At 68.6% G+C, this 1496-nt stretch carries 1 protein-coding gene; it reads right to left on the reverse strand.

Annotation, left to right across the window (positions count from 1 at the left end; translation table 11 throughout):
* Nucleotides 1-130: 130 nt before the first annotated feature.
* A complete protein-coding gene (locus tag DM816_RS41845) occupies nt 131-1288 on the reverse strand; it encodes a golvesin C-terminal-like domain-containing protein (protein WP_211589093.1) in 1158 nt (385 codons plus the stop codon).
* Between the last annotated feature and the right edge of the window lie 208 nt (nt 1289-1496).

Below are 1496 nucleotides of genomic sequence, written 5' to 3' on the forward strand. Positions count from 1 at the left end.
CGGCGTCATCGGCGGCGGTCGGCGGGGCCCCGGGCTCGGTCGCCGGGGGCGCGGCAGGCCTGCTGCCGCACGCGCCGAGGGCAGCCGCGGCCATGCCAGCAAGCAACCCCCGGCGTCTCACATGGTCAGCTTAGACGCGGCTGACCCGGACCGCGTCCGCAATGACATATCCGGCGGCACTTGTCCAGCGGCTCACGCCGACCAGGTTGTAGTCGCCCGCGGCCAAATTGAACGTGCCGAGTGAGCGCCAGGCGCCGCCGCCCGAGCGCTGGTCGACGTTGACCGTCTGGTTGCCGCTCGCGGTGACCACGATGTGCGGGGCCGAGGCGTTGTAGCCGGGGTCGGAGGCGTGCCAGACCTCGACCCGGTAGTTGCCCGCCGCCGGAATGTTCACCTTGAACCAGGCGGGGTCGCTGGCCAGCACCGGGTTGGCGTAGCGGTAGTCCACGCCGTGGCGCTGGCTGGAAAACGTCGAGGTGCCCCAGTTGGCGCTCGCCGTGAACCGGCCGGCCGTCGCGTTGTCCACTGTGGTCGTGTAGGACGGGGGCGGGTCGCCCAGCCCGAGATAGGCCGCGATGCCCTGGGCGTGACCACGGGCGGTCGCGGTGATGAAGGCCGAGTTCTTCAACAGGTTCGCGTCGGCGAATGTGTCGATGAACAGGTTCTCGGTGAGCACGGCCGGCATGTTGGACTCACGCAGCATGTGGAAGTTGGCCGTCTTCAGGCCACGATCGGTGACCGAGCCCACCGAGCGCATGGCCGCCAGAATCCGGGGGTGGAGGTTCTGGTGCAGACGGACGGTTGCGGCGTCTGCGGTGGGATAGCGATAGCTTTCGAATCCGGTACCGCCGCCGGCGTTAATGTGGACGCTGACCAGAAGGTCTGCGCCCCAAGCGTTCGCGTCGCTGGTGCGGTAGTCCAGCGAGCGGGTGATGTCGCTGGTGCGCGACATCCGGATGTCGACCGTCCAGTTTGCCCGGAGAATGTCGCGCAGCTGCAAGGAGATGGCCAGCGTGAGCGCCTTCTCCTGCAGGCCGTTGCCGACCGCGCCGGCGTCTGTGCCGCCGTGCCCCGGGTCTATGTAGATCTTCGGGGGCGCGGCGAAGGCCCGCCCGGCCGCGACCCACGGCGCCACCATGAGCCCGGCCGTTGCGGCCAGGATCGTTCTGCGCTGCACCTCGTGGCCGCGGGCGTCTCGCCTCGGCCTCCCGCCCGCCGCCGTTGACGGCAAGGCCGCGTGGCCTCCTCCAGCACCCGCTTGGCCGCCTTCGAGGGGTTCATTGCTCATGTGCACCTCTCATTCGTTAAGGCTTCACGGCGCGACTATAACGAATGTCAAAGAATCACTGAAGGTCCCTTGCGAGGTCTATTCGCATAACGAAGGATATTTTCCGAGGACGCTCCTCCCAGGGGACGCTCCTCCCAGGGGACGCTCCTCCCAGGGGACGCTCCTCCCAGGGGACGCTCCTCCCAGGGGACGCTCCTCCCAGGGGACG

Source organism: Allorhizocola rhizosphaerae (genome assembly GCF_003426775.1).
In the GTDB taxonomy this organism is placed as follows: Bacteria; Actinomycetota; Actinomycetes; order Mycobacteriales; family Micromonosporaceae; genus Allorhizocola; species Allorhizocola rhizosphaerae.